This is a genomic window from Aquamicrobium segne (assembly GCF_042656785.1).
GTDB lineage: Bacteria > Pseudomonadota > Alphaproteobacteria > Rhizobiales > Rhizobiaceae > Mesorhizobium > Mesorhizobium segne.
Genome location: NZ_JBHSLL010000048.1, coordinates 1 through 1,143 on the forward strand (window position 1 = coordinate 1; position 1,143 = coordinate 1,143).

Here is a 1,143-nt window from a genome sequence, read left to right on the forward strand (position 1 = left end):
TCCTCAAGAATGAAGGTTCGCTCAGCGTCAAGAACGGCATGCTGGCGAAAGTGGTCGACGCCGCCCCCGACCGGATCGTTGCCCGCATTGGGGATGGTGACAATCACCGTGAGGTCACGGTTGAGCAGCGCTTCTATGCCAATCTCGACCATGGCTATGCGACAACCGTTCATAAGTCGCAGGGTGCGACGGTCGATGATGTGAAGGTGCTGGCGTCGCGTTCGCTCGATCGGCATCTCACCTATGTGGCGCTGACGCGGCATCGCGACGATGCCCGGCTCTATGTGCCCCTTGGCGATTTTGCCCGAACAGGCGGTATCCTCATGGATCATGGAGTTGCGCCCTATGAGAACAAACCTAAAAACCGCGACAGCTATTTCGTGACGCTGGAAAATGGCGACGGCCAGCAGAACACGATCTGGGGCGTCGACCTCAAGCGCGCGATGACGAAGGCCGCGCCCGAAATCGGTGATCGCATTGGCCTCGAACACAAGGGCTCGGAGCCAATCGTTCTGCCGGATGGCAAAACGGTCCAGCGCCATTCCTGGGATGTGGTCGATATCCGCGACCTCGCCATGTCGAAGCTCGTTGAGCGCCTGTCACGCGACGGCTCAAAGGAAACCACGCTCGATTATGAGGGTGCGTCTTCCTATCGTGCCGCGCTGAGGTTTGCCCAATTGCGCGGACTCAACCTCATGAATGTAGCCAGAACTATTGTTCGCGACCGGCTCGACTGGACCGTTCGGCAAAAGCAGAAGCTTGCCGAATTCGGAATGCGGCTGCGGACCATTGCCGGACGGCTTGGCCTGGCCCCAGGTGCGCATCGGCAGGTTCAGTACAGCAGCATCAGAGAAGCCGAACCCATGGTCGCCGGTATCACCGTGTTCCCGAAATCTATCGAGCAGGCGGCCGAGGACAAGCTCACCGCCGATCCGACCCTCAAGACGCAATGGGAGGAAGTCTCCAGCCGCTTTCGTCTGGTATACGCAAATCCGGAAGCCGCCTTTATGGCAGTCAACGTCGACGCCATGTTGAAGGATCCGGAACATGCCAAACATGCGCTGACGAAGATCGCCGATGATCCGGAAAGCTTCGGGGTGCTCAAGGGCAAAACTGGCCTGCTCGCCGGTCGCGCCGATAAGC

The 1,143-nt window shown here is 59.2% G+C and carries 1 protein-coding gene; it reads left to right on the forward strand.

The window, feature by feature from the left end; all coding sequences use genetic code 11:
• Positions 1-1,143, forward strand: a 1,143-nt coding sequence (locus ACFPLB_RS13195; RefSeq protein WP_378230352.1) for a BID domain-containing protein, incomplete at both ends; no start/stop codon positions are given.